This is a genomic window from Viridibacillus arvi (assembly GCF_001274945.1).
Taxonomy (GTDB): Bacteria; Bacillota; Bacilli; order Bacillales_A; family Planococcaceae; genus Viridibacillus; species Viridibacillus arvi.
Genome location: NZ_LILB01000001.1, coordinates 1,743,592 through 1,764,688 on the forward strand (window position 1 = coordinate 1,743,592; position 21,097 = coordinate 1,764,688).

Sequence of the window (21,097 nt, forward strand, 5' to 3'; positions counted from 1 at the left end):
ATTGGATTATTACAATTCAAAATGAACATGATTTATTTACTTAAGAATTATACAATCTCGAGGTGACTCCCCCATCTATTACAAGATCAGAACCTGTTACCATTTCAGCTTCATCCGAAGCAAGATAAACAGCCAATCTACCAATATCATAGGGAGTAGAGATTCTTGGTGTTGCATGAAGCGAAAGTACGTACTCATTAACCTCTATTGGGTCCTCATGGTTACTTAGCCACTTTTGATGATGTGGTGTATCAGTAAAACCAGGACATATCGTATTTACTCGAATTCCGTATTTCCCTAAACTTAAAGACATACTCCTACTCATTCCGTTTACCCCCGCTTTAGCCGCAGCATAAACTTCAGTATCAGGTAAAGTTGAAATTGAATGGTTAGAGGAAATATTTATTATTGATCCTCTATTCTTTTGCATCATGTATTTTGAAACATATTTACAACAAAGAAAAGTTCCTTTCAAGTCAATATTTATTACAGTATCCCAATCTTCTGTAGTGATATCTTGCAATGGTTTAAATAACGTAACCCCGGCATTATTTACTAATGTGTCTATCTTTCCGTAGCGATCAATTACTTCATTTACCATATTTTCAATATTCTCTTCATCAGCTACATCTGTTTTAATGAAATGCGCCTTCCCACCTGCATTATTAATTGTGGCTTCAACTGCCTTACCATTTGCAACATTTAGTTCAGCAATCACAACAGTTGCTCCTTCTTTTGCAAACTCTTGTGCAATTCCTTGGCCCATACCTTGACCGGCCCCCGTTACAATCACTACGTAATCTTCTAATCTCATAGTCTCTCCTACTTTCAAATAAGTATTATTTCACTGAACATGTAGCCACTCTCTCTACAAAAACATTGTAAAAGTATTAAAATAGCATCCATTGACAATGTGATAATTACTGACTCAACCACTGTATACGCCTATGAATATTCAAATAAACTCATATAAAGAAGTGAGTAATCACTGGGAAGAGCGCTCATGTCTTAGCTACTTGTAAGACACGATGCAAAAGAAATTTATTCCTTGATTTCAAAAAAGAATAGTCTACAACAGCAACAAACCACGAAAATCAAATTACGGAAAAATCAGACTATTCCGTAATTAATATATACTTTACTAAGTTCACTTTATAAAGTCAATAATAATTGCATTTATCCAATTGTATTTATTTGTAGTATTATAGAGTTACTATTACTGTATTTACTGATTTCGCTATGCGAAAATTGAATTATAAAATATAAATAAGGAAAGTGTGATTCTATTGTCAAATAATCAAAAGTTTGATAGAGATATGATGCGTCAAACGAACTCTTCATTGGTCCTTAGGATGCTAAAAGAAAAAGAGGTATTATCTAAAACAGAGTTATCCAAAATCACGAAGCTAACAGTTCCATCAATTACAAGTATCCTTTCAGAACTTGAAAGTTATGACCTAATAAATACACTTGGCCAAACACCGATAAAACGTGGTCGCTTTCCCGTTATGTACCAACTAAACTTTAATGCTTTCTACATAATTGGTATTACGATTCATTCTGAATCCATTAAAATAGTTATTATAAACTTGAATGGACAAGTAAAAAATAGTCTCACAAAACCATTCGGTAATAATATCGATTCCGACCATGTACTTGAAGAAGTAAGACTTTTAGTTGAAGACATCATAAAAAAGTCAAAAATTAAAAAAAATAAAATAATCGGGGTCGGGGTTGGAATGCACGGGATTGTCGACCCATTTAACGGGATTGCTATCTATCCGCCTCACCTCGGTTGGCGTGACGTCCCTATTTCCGAAATCCTAGAAAAAAAATTAAACTTACCTGTTCTTGTAGATAGTGACTGTAATGTTCTCGCTCTTGCTGAACGTTGGTTTGGAAAAGGGGTCGATCAAAATTCCTTTATTGTTATGAATGTAGATTATGGGATTGGAACCGGGATTATGATCTCCGGTAATCTCTTTCACGGAGCAGACTATGGAGGTGGACAAATTGGTCATATAACTGTAATTGGAGACGGACTTAAATGTTCTTGTGGTAACTACGGCTGTCTCGAAACCGTAGCAAGCGAGTCAGCAATATTAAATGGGGTACGAAAAAAGATTAACCAAGGATTTGATAGCATATTATTAGAATTAACAAATAATCAACCTGATTCAATAACCTTAGAACATATTTTTAGAGCAGCAACTATTGGCGATGATTTGTCTAAACAGGCACTGAAAGAAGCAGGACACTATCTAGGGATTGGAATTTCTACATTAGTAAATCTTTTTAATCCTCAGCAAATTATCTTGACAGGCGAAGTCTCCATTGGGAACGAATTTATTATTCAATCTTTAGAAGATGCCGTTAACCAAAAATCACTATATACAAATACCCGTAATCTTGAAATTACTACTTCAAACCTCGGAGGTTTTTCGGGTGCCATTGGTGCCTCAACTTTGTGGATAGATGCATTATTTAATGGGAAGTTAAAAATGGACGAACTTCTTCAAAAGAGGGACATGAAGAAATAAGTATAGATATCGAACAAGAATTGGATAAAGAAAGAAATAGCTACCTTTCTGAACATATTACATATATCTTTTAGCCATCTCAAAAAGGTACACTTTTTTGGGTGAAGGAAAAGAAGATAGAAAAAGAGGAGAAGGATTACTTATAATACAGTAATCCTTCTCCTCTTTCTTATTCATTTATAGGTAGTAAATATGAACATACGTTATACAAACCCTTTAGAGATAAATGTATAAAATGAATGTTCATTTTTAGTCGATATTATTTAATCGATCATTTTTCACTATTAACTATATTAAGGCACCAAGAGAAATTATCCCAAGCAGAATACCAGCCGTTGAAAAGTTCTGAGGAATCATCCCAACGAACATCGAATTTCTTCTGTCCGTCTATATCTACTAAATACAAAGAGAGAGTCTCATCAACCTTAGAAACAGCTAGCTTCATACCGTTTTGAAGTTCTTCTTCACTAAATTGAACGTCTGAAACCGGACGTAGCTGTGCCTGTTCAAATACTTGTTTGTTACTGATTATGTAATTCATAATAAACCTCCAATAAAACTTTCAATTAATTTTAAGTTCCTACTTTATCTGCAAATTATAGGACTATAAAAGTATACCCTATATTCATTCAGCAATGAAAATAATAAAAAATGAGCTTGGCTCTTTTCAATTGAATCTAACCTTAAGACGTGTCTAACGACTTTATATAAACTTCTAACCTATTCAAATAAATCGGAAGATAATCTAGTTCATATACATAAAATATTGTAGGAACAAAAAAGGGATTCAGATTCAATGACCGAAGCCCTGACCTGATCCCTAATGTTTATATACACTGTTATACCAACGTACATAGTGTATATTATTACGTCCCAGGAGGGATTCGAACCCCCGACCGACGCCTTAGAAGGGCGCTGCTCTATCCAGCTGAGCTACTGAGACAAATGTGCAATCCCGCGTTCCAACGGGAAAGACAATACTTAGTATATATCAGATATTTGAAAGTGTCAACATTATTTTTTTAGTATAGAAAAATTCTTTTGTGTAATGATTTCATTTGTTTCTGTTTTGAATGTAACTTGCCACTGTGTGCCGTCAAAATCGATGATTGCGAAGCTCTTTTCTTTACGACCTCTAGGCATGCGAAGGCTTCCTGGGTTAACAAACAACGTATCATCTATTAACTCTGCTCCTAGCACGTGTGAGTGGCCAAATAACACGAGGCTAGCACCTACTTCTGCCGCACGATATGAAAGTGGTAATAGAGTCAGTTTGACGTTGTATAAATGGCCGTGTGTCATATAGATTTTTTGTCCATCTATTTCTTCAATGACGTCTTCTGGAAATTGCTTATCGTAATCGCAATTCCCTCTTACTTTGTACATATTACGTAATTCATCAGCATTAAAAGATAGTTCACTATCGCCGCAATGGAACACAGCATCGATATCCTGAACATTAGAAACGACTTGTTCTATAACTGCAGCGTCACTGTGGGTGTCACTCATTACTAGAATTCTCATCATTTATCACTCCACTTCTGATACCCAAGTTGGCAATTGCTCCGCTAATAAACGAATGGCATTACCTCGATGGGAAATGGCTCCTTTTTCAGCAGGTGTTAACTCTGCCATAGCTTTGTTAAGTTGTGGTACAAAGAAGATTGGGTCATAACCGAAACCATTTGTACCGCGTTTTTCTGTTAAAATCAAACCTTCGCAAGTACCAAAAACAGTTGTTGTTTCTTGATTTGGTCCAGCAATAGCTAGTGCACAACAAAACCGTGCAGTACGATCTTCTTCTTTTACACCTTCAAGGTTTTTCAATGCTTTTTGCATATTTGCCTCATCATCATGATCACCTGCATAACGCGCTGAGTACACACCTGGTTCACCGTTTAATACATCAATTTGTAGGCCACTATCATCAGCAATGACGATTTTACCAAGTAAGTTAGCTACTGTTTCAGCTTTTAAAATGGCGTTCTCTTCGAAAGTTGTCCCTGTTTCTTCGATTTCTAAATCAGGTGCTACATCAAATAATGTTACGACTTCAAAGCCTAAAGGACCGAAAATTGCTTCAAAATCCTTCGCTTTCCCTTTATTTTTTGTTGCGATTACGACTTGTTTCATTTTACTGCCTCCATATTACGTTCAATGCGTAGTGCTACTTCACCTAACACTTCTTTTTGAGCACTGATTAATTGTTGAACGCCTAATTCACCTAATGCTAAAAGCTCATTTAATTGTTCACGAGTAAATGTAGATTCTTCACCAGTACCTTGTAACTCTACAAATTGTCCTTTACCTGTTTGAACAATATTCATATCCACCTCTGCTGCCGAGTCTTCAAGATAATTTAAATCTAAAATAGCGCCCTCTTCAGCTGCGATTCCTACACTTGTTGCTGCTAGGAAATCTTTTAATGGGTAGTGCGTAATTTTACCTGCGTCTTGTAGTTTCGCCACTGCATCTGCCATTGCCACAAACGCACCTGTAATAGAAGCTGTACGAGTGCCTCCATCTGCTTGAATAACATCACAGTCGATCCAAATCGTTCTTTCTCCAAGTTTTTCTAAATCTACAACCGCACGTAAAGCTCGTCCAATTAAACGTTGGATTTCCATTGTACGACCGCCAATTTTACCAGCTGATGCTTCGCGACGAGTTCTTGATTCAGTTGCTCTTGGTAACATTGAATATTCTGCTGTTACCCAACCTTTTCCTTCTCCTCGCATAAAAGGTGGTACTTTTTCTTCAATCGTTGCATTACAAATGACTTTCGTATTCCCTACTGTTATTAAAACAGAGCCTTCCGGGTGCATTAAATAGTCCTTGTCCATTTGAATCGGTCTTAGCTCGTCTTTTTTACGTCCATCATTTCTTGTCATGATGTACCTCCAATTATGTTGTTTTTATTCATAGTAAAACCCCGAAATGTCCATCATTTCGGGCTTTTACTATATTATTTACGCTATTACTTTTTTAAAGTAATTCTTTTCACTTGTATCTTCTGAAGTGGTAACCATTTGTTCGCAATTAATTGGAACATCGGCACCGAGCCCGTCGTAAAGAAACGGTGCTCTGGTGCTAATTGTTCCATTCTTGCGATATGATGATAACTCAGTAGATTTTGGACGTCCTTAGCTGTTTCTTCTGCTGAAGAGACAACATGAACATGTTCACCTACTGTCTGTTCAATATTCCGCTGAATAAGTGGATAATGTGTACAGCCTAAAATAACCGTATCAAAACTTGTTTGATGTAATGGTTGTAAACTTTCTTTTACTAACTGGTCAGCAAATTCCCCTTCGTACTCGCCACTCTCCACTAAAGGAACAAATGACGGGCACGCTAGTGATGTTACCCTACTAGATGAAGAAAGTGAATAGAGCGCCTCATCATATGCACCACTCTTCACTGTGCCCTCTGTACCAAGGACTACAATGTCATGGCTTTTCGTCGCTTTAATCGCCGCTCGAGCACCTGCGTTAATAACACCGATAACTGGGAACGGACATTTCTTTTGCAAGCTTTCTAAAGCAACTGCAGTTGCGGTATTGCAAGCAATGACAAGCATTTTAATATTCATTTTTGACAATGCGTCCGCCATTTGCCATGTAAAGGTTCTCACTTGTTCTTGTGAACGTGGTCCATACGGGCATCTTGCAGTATCACCAATATAATATATGGATTCGTTCGGTAGTAATCGCAGCATTTCTTTTACAACGGTTAGTCCACCAACACCTGAATCAATCACTCCGATGGGAGCATTCACGTTAACCGCCTCAATCCTGGTTCATTTCGTTATATAGTTTGTGTAGTAATCTTGATAATTCTAGTACTTCTGTTTCACTAAAATCTGTTACGATGTCGTTTAAGTATTTTTGACGTTTTACAATCACTTCTTCAATTATACGTTCGCCTTCTTCTAATAGATGGATTCGAACAACTCGACGATCCTCATTGTCACGTATACGTTTAACAAGCGCATTTTTTTCCATGCGATCGACTAAATCAGTTGTCGTGCTAAACGCTAAATACATTTTATTTGATAAATCTCCAATTGTCATGTCACCAATCTCATGAAGCCATTGTAACGCAATGAATTGCGGAGGTGTAATTGTATAGTTACTTAAAATTTCTCGACCTTTCTGCTTAATTAATGCCGAAATATGTCGAAGCTCTTTTTCCAAAAATGCTACTTGTTCAGCATCATGTGTGGACTTTGGATCTTGATTTGTCATGTGAACCTTCACTCCTCAAAAGGATTACTTATCCCTTTATTGTGAAGTGTTTTGACGAAAATGGCAAGAGCACAATCATCCTAAAGACAATTCTCCTAGTCGAAGAAGCTCAATCATCGCTTGTGCACGGCCTGACACACCGAGTTTCTGGATAGTATTGGAAATATGATTGCGCACAGTTTTTTCACTAATGTGAAGTTGTGTGGCTATTTCCTTTGTCGAAAAGTCTTTTACAAGTAATTGAAAAATTTCCCGTTCACGCTTTGTTAACAATGAACGATGATGTGAATGACTCATCACACGCGGCCCTCCAATCCCCTCTTCCATGTAGCGTATGTCGGAAGTGGCAAAGCGGTGACGGCTATTCAAATTTTATGCTTGAACACTTTGCAATTGTGTTTCATTCCATCGTATAGACTTTCCAGATTGGCGGCTCATTTGCACAATTATTCCACGTCCTGTAAAGCATACCTCTTCCTTATTATTAATTGCTAAATAATGTAGATCTAATGATGAGTTGCCGATATTCTCTATTTTTACAAAAATACTCAATTGCTCTTCAAAGTATACTTGCTTCACATAATCGCATTGAATATCTGCCACAACAGGAATAGCTTCTTCGTCTCCTTGCATCCATTTCCCCATTAAACCTAGATGCTTTAGAAATTCAATTCGAGCATATTCAAAATATGTGATTGGTACTGTATTATTCATATGTCCAAACATATCAGTCTCTGAAAACCTCACTTGCACAGGTACTGAAAATGAAAATCCCTTTTTCCATTCTTCCATATTATTAATGTATGATGATTGCATGAAATTTCCCCCTTTAAAAAATGAGCAGTTATTCATTTAATTATAACAGAAAATTCCAACAATAAACATGGACAAATATTTTATAGAAAACACAAAAACAGCTTCACACAAAAGTGTGAAGCTGCTTTAAAAGTTTCTAATCTGTTACTTTTCAATAGTAGATTAGTCAACCATATGGTCAGAACCAAAGAAGTTTTTGAACATTTGTACTGTAGTAGCACGGTTCAAAGATGCGATAGAAGTAGTCAAAGGAATACCTTTTGGACATGCAACTACACAGTTTTGAGAGTTACCACAGTTAGCAAGACCGCCTTCGCCCATGATAGCTGCTAGACGTTCGTCTTTGTTCATTGCACCAGTTGGGTGAGCATTAAATAAACGTACTTGCGAAAGAGGAGCTGGTCCCATGAAATCAGAATGAGTATTCACGTTAGGACATGCTTCAAGACAAACACCACAAGTCATACATTTAGATAATTCATAAGCCCATTCACGTTTGCGCTCTGGCATACGTGGACCTTCACCAAGATCATAAGAACCATCGATTGGAACCCATGCCTTCACTTTTTTAAGTGAATCAAACATACGGCTACGGTCGATTTGAAGGTCACGAACGACAGGGAAAGTGCTCATTGGTTGTAATTTAATAGGTTGTTCTAGTTGGTCAACTAACGCTGAACATGATTGACGAGGACGACCGTTAATAACCATTGAACATGCACCACAAACTTCTTCAAGGCAGTTCATGTCCCATGAAACTGGAGATGTATTTTTACCATCAGCAGTTACTGGATTACGTTGAATTTCCATTAATATAGAAATTACGTTCATACCATGACGGTAAGGTACGTTGAATTTTTCCCAATATGGTTGTGAATCCGTTGTATCTTGACGTTCAATTTCTACACTAATATATTTCGTTTCAACTGCTTGTCCCATGATTATTTATCCCCTTTCTTTGCAGAATAGTCACGTTTACGTGGTGGAATTAACGAAACATCAACTTCTTCGTAGCTTAATTTAGGCTCAGTAGAAGGCGTGAATTCCGCAATAGTTGTTTTCAAGAAGTTTTCATCATCACGTTCTGGGAAGTCTGGTTTATAGTGTGCTCCACGACTTTCATCACGATTTAACGCACCTAAAGTAATAACACGAGCAAGAGCCATCATGTTTTTCAACTGACGAGTGAATTGTACACCTTGGTTACTCCATTTAGCAGTATCGTTAATGTTGATGTTGTTATAACGTTCTTGTAATTCCATGATTTTATTATCTGTTGCTCTTAATTTATCGTTGAAACGTACAACAGTAGCGTTAGCTGTCATCCATTCACCAAGTTCTTTGTGAAGTAGGTATGCATTTTCGTTACCGTCTAATTTCAATGTATCATCCCATTTTTGCTGTTCTTCAGCAACTGCGGAATCGTAAATTGAAGAAGGAAGATCATCTACATGTTTTTCAAGACCTTTGATGTAGTTAACAGCGTTTGGTCCTGCAATACTACCACCGTAGATAGCTGATAGTAATGAGTTAGCTCCTAGACGGTTACCACCGTGTTGAGAGTAATCACATTCACCTGCAGCAAATAGACCTGGAATAGTTGTATGTTGATCGTAATCTACCCATAGACCACCCATTGAATAGTGAACTGCTGGGAAGATTTTCATTGGTACTTTATGTGGATCATCACCTACGAATTTTTGGTAGATTTCAATGATACCACCAAGTTTAATGTCAAGTTCATGTGGATCTTTGTGAGAAAGATCAAGATAAACAACGTTTTCACCGTTGACACCAAGTTTTTGGTTAATACAAACGTCAAAGATTTCACGTGTTGCAATATCACGTGGTACTAAGTTACCGTATGCAGGATATTTTTCTTCTAAGAAGTACCAAGGTTTACCGTCTTTGTAAGTCCAAATACGGCCACCTTCACCACGTGCAGATTCTGACATTAGACGAAGTTTATCGTCACCAGGAATTGCTGTAGGGTGAATTTGGATGAACTCACCATTCGCGTATTTAGCACCTTGTTGGTAAACGATAGATGCTGCAGAACCAGTGTTAATCATTGAGTTTGTTGATTTACCGAAGATAATACCAGGACCACCACTTGCCATGATCACTGCGTCAGAACGGAATGCTTTGATTTCGTGAGTTGTAAGGTTTTGTGCTTTAATCCCTTTACATACGCCTTCGTCATCAAGAACTAGTCCTAAGAATTCCCAACCTTCGTATTTCGTTACTAAGCCTTCTACTTCCCATTTACGAACTTGTTCGTCTAGAGCGTATAGAAGTTGTTGTCCAGTTGTCGCACCAGCAAATGCTGTACGGTGCATTAATGTACCACCGAAACGACGGAAATCTAATAAACCTTCTGGTGTACGGTTAAACATAACACCCATACGGTCAAATAAATGGATGATTCCTGGTGCCGCATCAGCCATTGCTTTTACTGGTGGTTGGTTCGCTAAGAAGTCCCCGCCGTAAACTGTATCATCAAAGTGGACCCATGGAGAATCCCCTTCACCTTTTGTATTAACAGCACCGTTGATTCCGCCCTGTGCACAAACAGAGTGTGAGCGTTTTACTGGTACTAATGAGAATAATTCAACTTCTGTGCCCATTTCGGCTGCTTTCATAGTAGCCATTAAACCAGCAAGACCGCCGCCAACGACTATCAATTTGCTTTTAGCCATGATATTTCTCACTCCTCTTTCAATTAGTAATCAAGCGCTTACATGATTTTAAGTGCACTGCCTTATACGAATGCAAGTAAAGCCGATACGCCGACTACAGATAACACTAAGAAAATTAAAATAGTAACATATGTTGCGATTTTTTGAGATTTTGGAGATTGAGTAATTCCCCAGCTTACTAAAAATGCCCAAATACCGTTAGCTAAGTGGAAAGTTGCTGAAATAATACCAGCGATATAGAATGCTACCATCCAAGGATTAGATAGAACATCTGCCATCATGTTGTAATCAACTTCAGTTCCAAGTGCTTTTTGGATACGAGTTTGGAAAATATGCCAAGCGATAAACACAACTAGGAATACTCCTGTGAAACGTTGTAATACGAACAACCAGTTACGGAAAGTGCTAAAACGTTTAGTGTTTGGTTGTGCAGTGAAGGCTATGTACACACCATAAAAAGCATGGAACATTAATGGAATGTAAATTACAATCCATTCTAGAGCCCATAAGAATGGGAGACTCCCCATAAATTCACTTGCTGTGTTAAATGATTCTGCACCGTTTGTTGCTGTAAAGTTAATAAACAAGTGTTGCGTCAAGAACAGTCCAACTGGAATAATTCCAAGAAGTGAATGCAGTCGACGCCAATAAAACTCTCGATCTTTCGACAAAACTGTTACCCCCCTTAATACTGAAAATAGACAGACAAACAACTACCAACGCTTTCCAACGCGGTATCCATTGACTGCATATTTCATCATGGTACAATATTATGACAAGTTCATTGTACTCTCATCATGGCAGAGCGTCAAGGTAACTAGCACTATTTCTAGGTACCATTAAATCACGCTTTTTTCTCGTAAATACATAAATATTCTACTAGAAAACGCTATTCTCTAACTCTGACAAAAATTAGACAAAATTAATTGAAAGAAGGCAAATCATGTCAACTACTAACACCCAAAACTTCCCATTATTTGGTTACGAACTAATCAGAGATCACGTTCTCTCGTCTGTTCTTGGAAAAAACGAGGAAGATATCCTATATTGGTGCGGCAAAGAGTTAGCCCGTAAGTTTCCTTTATACAGCATGGAAGAAGCTGTTTCATTTTTCCAAGAAGCAGGATGGGGAGAGCTTTCTATAGAAAAACAATCGAAAGATGAAACGTTTTACACTCTCACTGGAGATCCTGAGGCTATGCAATTTGATAAACGTTGCTTCCGTCTTGAAAGTGGTTTCCTAGCAGCTCAACAAGAGAAAATCAGTGGTTTCTTAACAGAATGCTACGACGAAAAGAAAGCAAAACGTGGGCTTGTACGATTCCATGTTAAATGGGATTTAAAAGACAAACTATAGAAAGAAGCTGACTAAATATCTGTTCAAGATGGCTAGTCAGCTTCTTTTTATATTATATGATTAAACTTGGATCGCTAGACTAGCTGCCAATTCAAATTCATCGTGTAATGCGTTTGCAGTCAATAACATCGATTCTTGTGGAATAACAACAGAAATTTTAATTTCAGAAGTACTTACCATTTTTAATGTAATGTTTTCTTTATGTAATCGATCGAACATTTTTGCAGCTACGCCAGGATTTGATACCATACCAGAACCTACAATCGATACTTTAGCAACGTCCTCTTCGTAATTCACATGACAGTAACCAATTTTAGATTTATTTGCTTCTAATACTCTAGCTGTATCTGCTAAATTCTCTTTTGTAATAGTAAATGATACCGAAGGCTCTACCCCTTCTAGTATAGTTTGAACGATAATATCAACGTTAATATGATTATCAGCTAAAACTGTGAAAATATTGACTAAAGATCCTTTATAATTCCCCTCGTAACCTACTGTTACACGAACAATATCTGCCATAAACGCTACTCCACGTACAACTAAATCTTTTTCCACTTCAACTTCCTCCTTCATAATTGTCCCTTCATCTTCTACATAACTAGAGCGAACTGCTAATGGGATTTTGTAGTTTTTTGCAAACTCTACGGCACGTGGATGTAAGACACCTGCTCCTAAATTTGCTAATTCTAACATTTCATCATATGACAGTTCTTGTAGTTTGCGAGCTTTTGGAACATAACGTGGATCTGAAGTGTATACACCATCAACATCTGTATAAATATCACAGCGCTCGGCACCTAATGCTGCAGCTAAAGCAACTGCTGTCGTATCTGATCCTCCGCGACCTAGAGTTGTAATATTATTATTACTATCGACCCCTTGGAAGCCTGCAACTACCGCAACCTGGCCTTTATCCAATGCTTTTCGCACATTTTCAGATTGGATTTCAAGAATGCGGGAATCACTTGGAATTCCTTCGGTTAAGATTCCAGCTTGCCAACCAGTGAAGGACTGCGCTGATAACCCTAAGCTTTGCAATGCCATCGATAATAATGAGATAGTCACCTGCTCACCTGTTGTTAAGAGCGTATCCATTTCTCGCTTCGATGGATTTGGCATAATTTCATGCGCCATCTCTACTAGCTTATCCGTCGTTTTGCCCATTGCTGAAACAACAACGACAATGTCATAGCCCTTTTCTTTCTCTTTCTGAATGCGCTTTGCCACATGCAATACGCGTTCAATCGTTGCAACTGATGTACCACCAAATTTGAAAACTAAACAACTCACCCATAACCTCTCCCTTATTTGTTATGACGACCGTATTCACAATGACATCTTATGAAAAAAGCAGCCTTTCACACGTTTCCGTGTGAAAAGCCGCCTCGTAGCATGCACGTTCAAAAGAACATTCATGTGAGATAGCCCTCCAGAACCGAAACGGATCTGACAATTCTACATTTATTAAATGCAGAACCAGTAATAAATTGGAAATAGTCAACTTATTACTTCGGCGGCCTCCCCTTTCATCAGCAGTCATAGGATCTACTCATCCTCTTGCTAATTACTCTTGAAATCCGCGCCTCTATCATCACTAAATAGTGATTATTTATAATAGTAATGTTACCTTAACATAATTTTCAGATTACTACAATTTATTTTTCAGAAAAATAAGTAAATATGGTATGAGCTAGTTTTTTCGGTACATTCGCGGCAATTAATTCTTCATAGGTTGCCTCACGAATTTTTTTCACGGATCCAAATTGTTTGAGAAGCTGTTGCTTTCTTTTTGGACCAATTCCTTCAATTTCATCAAGAACAGAAGTAATGGCATTCTTCTCATGTAATTGGCGATGAAAAGTAATAGCAAAACGGTGAACTTCATCTTGAATTCTTTGTAAAAGATAAAATGCTTCACTCGTTCTCTTCAACGGAATAATTTCTGGCGGCGAGCCGTACAGCAATTGAGAAGTTTGGTGTTTATCATCTTTTGCTAAACCTGCAATAGGAATATCTAAACCAAGCTCATCTTCTAAGATTTCTCTTGCCACTTCCATTTGTCCTTTCCCACCATCAATAACGATTAAATCGGGTAAAGGTAAGTCATCTCTTAAAACACGAGTATATCTTCGGCGAATTACTTCTCGCATTGCACCGTAATCGTCATGCTTTGCAGCAACCTGAATTTTATATTTTCGATAATCCTTTTTGCTAGGCTTACCGTCAATAAAAACAACCATTGCTGAAACGGCATCCGCACCGAAAATATGAGAGTTATCAAATGATTCTATGCGAAGCGGTATCGCAATATTCATCGCATTTCCCAATTCTTCGCAGGCACCAATTGTCCTCTTTTCTTGACGCTCAAGTAACTGGAACTTCTCAGAGATAGCAATTTGAGCGTTTTTACTCGCTAAATCAACAAGTTCTTTCTTCTTTCCCCTTTGAGGAATTGTCACTTTTACATCAAGGACTGTAGCTAGAAGGTCTCCTTCAATATTCGTAGGTATAAAGATTTCCTTCGGCTTGATATGTTCAGCCTGTTCATAAAAGCGTCCAACAAATGTTAAGAATTCTTCTTCAGGGTCTCGATAAATCGGGAATAACGAAACATCTCTTTCAATCAACTTCCCTTGTCGTACAAAGAATACTTGGATACACATCCAACCTTTATCAACTGCATAACCAAAAACGTCACGATTCGTTAAATCAGTAAGCGTAATCTTCTGACGTTCCATGACAGTTTCAATATGGGTAATTTGATCTCGATATTCTTTTGCTCGTTCGAACTCTAATTTTTCAGCTGCATCGAGCATTTTTGTATTTAATTCTTCTTTAACTTCCCCGTAGCCGCCATTGAGAAAACTCGTAATATCTTGAATTATCTCTTGATATTGCTCTTTCTCAACTTCTTTTACACAAGGAGCTAGACATTGTCCTAAATGATAATATAAGCAAACTCGATTCGGTAAATTTGTACATTTCCTTAGCGGATATAGACGATCAAGTAATTTTTTCGTTTCATTTGCAGCAAAGCTATTCGGATAAGGTCCAAAGTATTTACCATTATCTTTTTTTACTTTGCGGACTATAAGAAGTCGAGGATGTTTCTCATTCGTTATTTTAATATATGGGTACGTCTTGTCATCCTTCAGCATAATGTTGTATTTCGGATCATGTGTTTTAATGAGGTTTAATTCTAAGATAAACGCCTCTAAATCCGAAGATGTCACGATGTACTCGAAGTCTTCTATTTCACTAACAAGTCGTTGTGTTTTACCATCGTGGCTGCCTGTGAAATAAGAACGTACGCGATTTTTTAATACTTTAGCTTTGCCGACATAAATAATTGTACCTTGACGATCCTTCATCAAATAACAACCAGGCTGGTCAGGTAGAATGGCTAACTTTTGCTTTAGTAATTCGTTCATCTTATCACCTTCTTAGAAAAGTGCGGGCACCTTGGCCAGTTGACAATCATAGACGAATTGACATATAGGTTGCTCTTTAACCTGCATGTCAAAAGAGTTTTTGACCTCGAGGGCTAGGCACTGCATCTAAATTCTATACAAAATAGTTTTAATCTCTATATGATTGTAAAAAAAACCGGGAACCATTGTAGGAACCCGGTTTGATATTCATTTTTTCAAAGATTAAGCGTGTTTTTGAATGAATTCAGCTAATGCTTCTTTCGGTTGGAAACCAACAGTTTTATCAACTGGCTCTCCGTCTTTGAATAATAAAAGAGTTGGAATTGACATAATACCAAATTTGCTTGCTGTTTCTTGGTTTTGGTCTACATCAACTTTAACAATTTTAGCTGCGCCATTTAATTCAGAATCTAGTTCTTCTAAAACAGGAGCGATCATTTTACAAGGTCCGCACCAAGTTGCCCAAAAGTCAACTAGTACTAAACCTTCTGCGATATCATTTGAAAAGCTTGCATCTGTTGCGTGTACAATTGCCATATTAAATATCCTCCTTCAACTTACGTATAACGGTAGTATAGCATGGATGAAAAGCACTAGCGACTGTTATGCTTATAACAGCATTATTTTGCAATAACGATAGTAAAATACGTCTATCACACGTTAGTATGGGTGTTTGGATAAAGAAAACCCTGTAAATGGTATAGCCGTTTACAGGGTTTAGAAGCATCTATTTATGCGTTTACTAATAATTTTTTGAACTCTTCAGTAAGCATCGGGATAACTTCAAAAAGATCTCCAACGATACCGTAGTCAGCTACTTTAAAGATATTCGCTTCTGGATCTTTATTGATCGCAACGATTACTTTTGAGTTAGACATACCAGCTAAATGTTGAATCGCACCTGAAATACCAGCAGCGATATAAAGATCAGGTGTAACAACTTTACCAGTTTGACCAATTTGCAATGAATAATCGCAGTAATCGGCGTCACACGCTCCGCGTGAAGCACCGACAGCGCCACCAAGTACGTTAGCAAGCTCTTTTAATGGAGCAAAACCGTCTTCACTTTTCACACCACGACCACCAGCTACTACTACTTTCGCTTCTGATAAATCAACGCCATCTGTTGATTTGCGAACAACTTCTTTAATAATAGTACGTAGATTCGTAATATCTACAGAAATTGAAGACACATCACCTGAACGAGATTCATCTTTTGCTAGAGGAGCAATGTTATTTGGACGGATTGTAGCAAACACAAGTCCCTCTTTCACTTGTACTTTTTCAAATGCTTTACCAGAATAGATTGGACGGATGAAAACTACTGCATCATCTTCCCCTTCAATATCTGTAACATCTGATACTAAACCGCTTTGTAATTTACTAGCTAGTTTTGGAGAAAGATCTTTACCTAGAGCAGTATGACCGAATACGATTGCTTCTGGTTGCTCTTGTTCAGTAACAGCGATAAATGCTTGGCTAAAGCCATCAGAAGTATACTGTTTTAAATGTGGGTGTTCAACAGTCACTACACGGTCTGCACCGTTTTGAATAAGTTCCTGGGCAAGATTCGCTACAGCGTCTCCGATTAGAACGCCAACAACTTCTCCGCTACCAGACACTTTTTTTGCAGCTGCAATAGCTTCGAATGATACATTTCTTAAGCTTCCTTCGCGTACTTCACCTAATACTAATACTTTTTTAGACATGTTATGTCCCTCCCATACAATTTAAAATCAGCTTAAACGACTTTCGCTTCTGAATGTAATAGACTAACAAGCTCTTTCACTTGATCAGATAAATCTCCTTCTAATACACGTCCAGCTACTTTTTGAGCTGGTAAGTAAATTTCAACTGTTGTAGTTTTTGCTTTAACATCATCTTCGTCAATATCTAAATCATCTAATTCTAGCTCTTCAAGAGGCTTTTTCTTCGCTTTCATAATACCAGGTAAAGATGGGTATCGAGGTTCGTTTAAACCTTGTTGTGCTGTCACTAGAAGTGGTAATTCTGCTTCAAGAACTTCTGAATCCCCTTCTACGTCACGAACGATTTTCACTGTTTTGCCATCGATTTCAAGTTTAGTAATTGTTGTTACATAGTTAATACCTAGTAATTCTGCAACACGTGGACCTACTTGACCTGAGCCACCATCAATAGCAACATTACCACCTAAAATAAGGTCTGCTTCTTTATCTTTTAAGTATTCAGCTAAAATATATGCTGCTGAGAATTGATCAAGCTCATCTAAATCATCTTCAGTGTTGATTAAGACTGCTTTATCAGCTCCCATTGCTAAAGCTGTACGGAGTTGTTTTTCTGCATCTTCTCCGCCGAGAGTAACAACTGTTACTTCGCCGCCTTGTGCATCACGAACTTGAATAGCTTCTTCGATTGCGTATTCATCGTATGGGTTGATGATGAATTCAGCTCCATCTTCTTGGATTGCCCCACCAGTTACAACAATCTTTTCTTCTGTGTCAAAAGTACGTTTTACTAATACAAAAATGTTCATTCAACTAACCTCCTAATACTATTTTTATTTTCCTGTGAAAGTTGGTTCACGTTTTTCGATGAATGCTTGGATACCTTCTTTGGCATCCTCAGACATGAAAACGGTTCCAAAAGCTTTTGCCTCAGCTTCAATGCCTTCATAGAATGAAGTATGTTTAGCATATTGCAACATATCAATCGCAGCTTTTAGAGCAACTGAGCTTTTCTTCGCAATACGTTTCGCTGTTGCAATCGTTTGAGGTAGTAATTCCTCATCAGAGAAGGCAGCGTTTGCTAAGCCCCACTTGACAGCTTCAGTACCTGATATTGGATCACTAGTGAACATCATTTCTGCTGCTTTTGCTACCCCAACATATCGAGGTAAACGCTGTGTACCACCAAAACCAGGAATTAACCCTAATTGTAATTCGGGTAATCCTAATTTCGCATTTTCAGTCACATAGCGGAAATGACAACTCATTGCTAGCTCAAGTCCCCCACCTAAGGCTGCGCCATGAATTCCAGCAATAACTGGCTTAGAGAATTTCTCTAAACGTTCAAAAACATCTTGTCCATTAGCAGATAATTTTACAAATTCAGCACCTGATGTAACGTCTGTAAATTCTTTAATATCTGCTCCTGCTGAGAAGAATCTTCCTTCTCCATGCAATACAATGACTCGGACTGAATCATCGTGCTCTACAGCAGTTAAAAGTTCATTTACTTCTAAAATTAGACCCCGCGATAAAGCATTAGCGGGTGGGCGCTGAATCGTTGCAATTGCAACCCCATCTTCAACTGTCCAACGTAAAAATTCCATACTCCCATTTCCCCCTTTGCATTTGGCTATGTAAGTAGTTTCCTAGTTGAATCGAAGCAATGGATTGGCTACTACCAATTCAACCAATTGATTTTTACAATTGCCTATGCTTTTATTCCATTGAGTATTAAATGTTGTACTTTCGGTGCTAGCGCAGTTAAATCATATTTATGATCATTCATGACCCACGATGTTGTTACTTCATCAATCGTTCCGAAAATGAGCTGACGAGCAAGTCGCAGATCCATCTCTGGATTGAATTCTTTCGTCTCCATACCCTCTACTAATATTTCATCAAGTAATACTAAATACTCTCTTAATATCGTATTAATTTTGAGACGAACATCTTTATTTGACTGACGAAGCTCTAATTGTGTAACTGTAGCCAAATGATGATCTCCTGCTAGTACCCGGAAATGATTCTCAATCATCGCATTTAACTTTTCAGACGATGACTTTCCATCTCTAATTATACACTGTAAATTTTCTACAAACACAGACATTTTTTCCTTAAATACTGAAATTAATATGTCTTCTTTGTTTTTAAAGTATAAATAGATTGTTCCATCGGCGACGCCTGCCTGTTTAGCAATCTTGGAAACTTGTGCATGGTGATAACCATTTTCCGCAATTACAATAACGGCCGCATCGATAATTTGTCTGTACTTCGGTTTATCTTTCTTCAATACGATCACCACCATATAAAAAATGAAAATATGAATGACTATTCATTCATATTTTCATCTTATAATTTCATTTTACACTTGTCAAGCCGACTTGTCATTATTTTCACATAATTTTCTGTATTCTTTCTTTATCTTCATCTTGTAAAGTACGGCGAAGTATTTTACCAACAGCTGTTTTTGGTAATTCGTTGCGGAATTCATAAATACGCGGCACTTTAAATGCTGCCAAGTTTTCTCTGCAATACTTATTGAATTCTTCTTCCGTCACTTTCATGCCTTCTTTTAATACGATGAAGGCTTTCACTGTTTCACCGCGATATGGATCAGGTACACCGAGTGCTACACATTCCTGTACGGCTTCATGCTCATATAACACTTCCTCGATTTCTCTAGGATAAATATTGAATCCACCCGCAATGATAATATCCTTTTTCCGATCAACAACATAAAAGTAGCCTTTGTCATCCATATAGCCTAAATCTCCAGTTAAAAACCAGCCATCGCGCATCGCCATTTCTGTGTCTTCCGGACGGTTCCAGTATCCTTTCATCACTTGAGGTCCTTTCACAGCAATTTCACCAATCTCACCAATTGGTAGTGGCTTTGTTGAATCTACTTGGAGAATAGCTGCGTCTGTGTTCGGCCAAGGAACGCCGACAGAACCTTTTACACGCTCATTATGCCAAATAAAGTTACAGTGTGTTACAGGAGATGTTTCTGTTAAACCGTATCCTTCTACAAGCTTGCCGCCGGTAATCTTTTCGAATTTATCTTGTACTTCAATTGGCAATGGTGCCGAACCACTCATGCACGCCTTGATGGAAGATAAGTTATATTTCGCAATATCTGGATGATTTAATAAACCAATATAAAGGGTAGGCGCCCCTGGGAAAAGCGTTGTTTTTTGTTTTTGTATCGTTTTTAACGTTGTTTCAACATCAAATTTCGGTAATAGTACCATTTTGTCTCCGCGCATAACCGACAATAATAATACCGTAGTCATTCCGTATACATGGAAAAATGGCAGTACACCCATAATTACTTCTTCACCTGGTATACACTCAGACATCCATACACTACACATTTGTACGTTCGCTATTAAGTTTTTATGCGTTAACATAACTCCTTTAGGATAACCGGTTGTACCGCCTGTATATTGCAATAATGCAATGTCCTCTTCAATGTTAAAATTTAAAGTGATTGGTTCAGTTGTGCTTACTCTCATAATTTCTGTAAATAAATGATTGCTACCACTATGCTCAACTGTAACCTTAAAGCCATATTGCTTCTTTTGAATAAATGGATACACTAAATTTTTCGGGAAAGGTAAGTAATCCTTAATCGCTGTAATAATGACATGTTCTAAATGAGTGTCCTTTATCACCTTTGCGATACGCGGATATAAAATATCCAGAGATAAAATTACCTTCGCGCCCGAATCTTTCATCTGGTATTCAATTTCTCTTTCTGTATAAAGCGGGTTTGTTTGAACGACAATTCCTCCGGCATATAGCACTCCAAAATAACCTATAACGCCTTGAGGACAGTTTGGTAGCATAATGGCTACGCGATCACCTTTCTCAATACCAATGGATACTAAATAATTGGCGAACTTTAATGAGCTCTCATACAACTCTTTGTACGTAATGTCCTTCCCCATAAAATGAATCGCAACTTTGGAAGGTGTCTTGCTACTCGCTCTTGTCAAATACTCTTGCAAAGGAATTGCTTCATATTCCAAAGATGTAGGAATATTATCCGGATAATTTGACAGCCAAATCTGTTCAGTCATGCTCCATTCCCCCTTTGTTATAAAATTATAAGAATACTCCTATAATTCAGTATAAAATAAAAGTGGTAACGCTTTCAAATTTAATATCAATTTATTGGAAATAATCTTTTTCCATTCCCATTACGAGTAATAAAAATCTTACCCATTATAATTTGCTTAAATGAGCTAAAAATATAACAACAATAAAGATTACCCAACCAGACAAAAAAATGA

22 protein-coding genes, 1 tRNA gene and 1 riboswitch are annotated in these 21,097 nt (G+C 37.6%); of the genes, 2 read left to right on the plus strand and 21 right to left on the minus strand.

What is annotated here, in order from left to right; all coding sequences use genetic code 11:
• Positions 1 to 40: 40 nt before the first annotated feature.
• Positions 41 to 814 carry an SDR family NAD(P)-dependent oxidoreductase gene (locus AMD00_RS08315; RefSeq protein ID WP_053416551.1) on the minus strand — a complete coding sequence of 258 codons (774 nt, stop codon included), beginning with the start codon at positions 812 to 814 and terminating at the stop codon, positions 41 to 43.
• A gap of 502 nt (positions 815 to 1,316) precedes the next feature.
• Between AMD00_RS08315 and AMD00_RS08320 the strand changes: the two genes are divergently transcribed.
• Positions 1,317 to 2,540 carry an ROK family protein gene (locus AMD00_RS08320; protein ID WP_169786333.1) on the plus strand — a complete coding sequence of 408 codons (1,224 nt, stop codon included), beginning with the start codon at positions 1,317 to 1,319 and terminating at the stop codon, positions 2,538 to 2,540.
• Positions 2,541 to 2,811: 271 nt separating this feature from the next.
• On the opposite strand, the gene AMD00_RS08325 is transcribed toward AMD00_RS08320, so the two are convergent.
• From AMD00_RS08325 to AMD00_RS08380, 12 genes are all read right to left on the minus strand, one after another.
• On the minus strand, positions 2,812 to 3,081 hold the full coding sequence (locus AMD00_RS08325) for a hypothetical protein (RefSeq protein WP_053416553.1): 270 nt from the start codon (positions 3,079 to 3,081) through the stop codon (positions 2,812 to 2,814).
• A gap of 328 nt (positions 3,082 to 3,409) precedes the next feature.
• Positions 3,410 to 3,483: transfer RNA gene (locus AMD00_RS08330), tRNA-Arg, on the minus strand.
• A gap of 71 nt (positions 3,484 to 3,554) precedes the next feature.
• Complete coding sequence (locus AMD00_RS08335) at positions 3,555 to 4,067, minus strand: metallophosphoesterase (RefSeq protein ID WP_322787038.1); 513 nt, start codon at positions 4,065 to 4,067, stop codon at positions 3,555 to 3,557.
• A 3-nt stretch (positions 4,068 to 4,070) separates the two neighbouring features.
• Entirely contained in the window at positions 4,071 to 4,673 is a 603-nt protein-coding gene (locus tag AMD00_RS08340) for an XTP/dITP diphosphatase (RefSeq protein WP_053416555.1), read from the minus strand.
• Positions 4,670 to 5,431, minus strand: coding sequence for a ribonuclease PH (gene rph, locus AMD00_RS08345; RefSeq protein WP_053416556.1), 762 nt, complete (start codon positions 5,429 to 5,431; stop codon positions 4,670 to 4,672). The genes AMD00_RS08340 and rph overlap by 4 nt, the downstream gene beginning before the upstream one ends.
• A gap of 86 nt (positions 5,432 to 5,517) precedes the next feature.
• Positions 5,518 to 6,318 (minus strand): glutamate racemase, encoded by an 801-nt coding sequence (gene racE / locus AMD00_RS08350; RefSeq protein ID WP_053416557.1) that lies wholly within the window; start codon positions 6,316 to 6,318, stop codon positions 5,518 to 5,520.
• Between the two features lie 10 nt (positions 6,319 to 6,328).
• Positions 6,329 to 6,787, minus strand: a complete 459-nt coding sequence (locus AMD00_RS08355; protein ID WP_038187608.1) for a MarR family winged helix-turn-helix transcriptional regulator — start codon at positions 6,785 to 6,787, stop codon at positions 6,329 to 6,331.
• Between the two features lie 75 nt (positions 6,788 to 6,862).
• Positions 6,863 to 7,084 carry a helix-turn-helix domain-containing protein gene (locus AMD00_RS08360; RefSeq protein WP_038187611.1) on the minus strand — a complete coding sequence of 74 codons (222 nt, stop codon included), beginning with the start codon at positions 7,082 to 7,084 and terminating at the stop codon, positions 6,863 to 6,865.
• 75 nt (positions 7,085 to 7,159) lie between these two features.
• Positions 7,160 to 7,603, minus strand: a complete 444-nt coding sequence (locus AMD00_RS08365) for an acyl-CoA thioesterase (RefSeq protein WP_053416558.1) — start codon at positions 7,601 to 7,603, stop codon at positions 7,160 to 7,162.
• Between the two features lie 162 nt (positions 7,604 to 7,765).
• Positions 7,766 to 8,542, minus strand: coding sequence for a succinate dehydrogenase iron-sulfur subunit (gene sdhB / locus AMD00_RS08370; RefSeq protein ID WP_053416559.1), 777 nt, complete (start codon positions 8,540 to 8,542; stop codon positions 7,766 to 7,768).
• Between the two features lie 2 nt (positions 8,543 to 8,544).
• Positions 8,545 to 10,302 carry a succinate dehydrogenase flavoprotein subunit gene (gene sdhA / locus AMD00_RS08375; protein WP_053416560.1) on the minus strand — a complete coding sequence of 586 codons (1,758 nt, stop codon included), beginning with the start codon at positions 10,300 to 10,302 and terminating at the stop codon, positions 8,545 to 8,547.
• Positions 10,303 to 10,364: 62 nt separating this feature from the next.
• Positions 10,365 to 10,973, minus strand: a complete 609-nt coding sequence (locus AMD00_RS08380) for a succinate dehydrogenase cytochrome b558 subunit (RefSeq protein ID WP_053416561.1) — start codon at positions 10,971 to 10,973, stop codon at positions 10,365 to 10,367.
• Positions 10,974 to 11,245: 272 nt separating this feature from the next.
• Between AMD00_RS08380 and AMD00_RS08385 the strand changes: the two genes are divergently transcribed.
• Positions 11,246 to 11,659, plus strand: a complete 414-nt coding sequence (locus AMD00_RS08385; protein ID WP_053416562.1) for a YslB family protein — start codon at positions 11,246 to 11,248, stop codon at positions 11,657 to 11,659.
• A gap of 60 nt (positions 11,660 to 11,719) precedes the next feature.
• Here AMD00_RS08385 and AMD00_RS08390 read toward each other — a convergent pair whose 3' ends face one another.
• The 8 genes from AMD00_RS08390 to AMD00_RS08425 form a co-directional block, all read right to left on the minus strand.
• Positions 11,720 to 12,952, minus strand: coding sequence for an aspartate kinase (locus AMD00_RS08390; RefSeq protein WP_053416563.1), 1,233 nt, complete (start codon positions 12,950 to 12,952; stop codon positions 11,720 to 11,722).
• Between the two features lie 124 nt (positions 12,953 to 13,076).
• A riboswitch (Lysine riboswitch) is annotated at positions 13,077 to 13,258 on the minus strand.
• A gap of 59 nt (positions 13,259 to 13,317) precedes the next feature.
• Positions 13,318 to 15,093 carry an excinuclease ABC subunit UvrC gene (uvrC, locus tag AMD00_RS08395; protein ID WP_053416564.1) on the minus strand — a complete coding sequence of 592 codons (1,776 nt, stop codon included), beginning with the start codon at positions 15,091 to 15,093 and terminating at the stop codon, positions 13,318 to 13,320.
• 222 nt (positions 15,094 to 15,315) lie between these two features.
• Entirely contained in the window at positions 15,316 to 15,630 is a 315-nt protein-coding gene (gene trxA / locus AMD00_RS08400) for a thioredoxin (protein ID WP_053416565.1), read from the minus strand.
• 194 nt (positions 15,631 to 15,824) lie between these two features.
• Positions 15,825 to 16,802 carry an electron transfer flavoprotein subunit alpha/FixB family protein gene (locus AMD00_RS08405; protein WP_053416566.1) on the minus strand — a complete coding sequence of 326 codons (978 nt, stop codon included), beginning with the start codon at positions 16,800 to 16,802 and terminating at the stop codon, positions 15,825 to 15,827.
• Between the two features lie 32 nt (positions 16,803 to 16,834).
• Entirely contained in the window at positions 16,835 to 17,608 is a 774-nt protein-coding gene (locus AMD00_RS08410) for an electron transfer flavoprotein subunit beta/FixA family protein (protein WP_053416567.1), read from the minus strand.
• A gap of 24 nt (positions 17,609 to 17,632) precedes the next feature.
• A complete protein-coding gene (locus AMD00_RS08415) occupies positions 17,633 to 18,406 on the minus strand; it encodes an enoyl-CoA hydratase (RefSeq protein ID WP_053416568.1) in 774 nt (257 codons plus the stop codon).
• A 104-nt stretch (positions 18,407 to 18,510) separates the two neighbouring features.
• The gene (locus tag AMD00_RS08420) at positions 18,511 to 19,092 is read right to left on the minus strand and encodes a TetR/AcrR family transcriptional regulator (protein WP_053416569.1); all 582 of its coding nucleotides are present in this window, start codon (positions 19,090 to 19,092) and stop codon (positions 18,511 to 18,513) included.
• A gap of 103 nt (positions 19,093 to 19,195) precedes the next feature.
• Complete coding sequence (locus AMD00_RS08425) at positions 19,196 to 20,884, minus strand: AMP-binding protein (RefSeq protein ID WP_053416570.1); 1,689 nt, start codon at positions 20,882 to 20,884, stop codon at positions 19,196 to 19,198.
• Between the last annotated feature and the right edge of the window lie 213 nt (positions 20,885 to 21,097).